Genomic DNA, 252 nt, shown 5'->3' with positions numbered 1-252 from the left:
CATTATGATCACCTTGATAAACAAACCATTAAACAACTTCATGAACGAGTTGATCAATTTCTTGTACCGAAGCGTGTCGGACACTATTTACTTAGCTGGGGGGTGGCGCGAAATAAAATCCAAGAATTGGATTGGTGGCAGTCGGAGAGAATTGGGACATTGACGTTTGTTTTCACTCCAACTCAACATTTCTCTGGTCGTTCCTACAAAGAGCGTGATTTGTCGTTGTGGGGAAGCTGGGTGATACAGGGT

1 protein-coding gene is annotated in these 252 nt (G+C 43.7%); it reads left to right on the top strand.

Features of this window, described 5'->3' with window-relative positions; genetic code table 11:
• Positions 1–252: MBL fold metallo-hydrolase (locus FQ664_RS26470; RefSeq protein WP_256676113.1), on the top strand; the 252-nt coding region annotated here is incomplete at both ends.

Source organism: Pseudomonas persica (assembly GCF_900291015.1).
Lineage (GTDB): Bacteria > Pseudomonadota > Gammaproteobacteria > Pseudomonadales > Pseudomonadaceae > Aquipseudomonas.
This window is presented reverse-complemented; position numbering and strand designations above follow the sequence as displayed.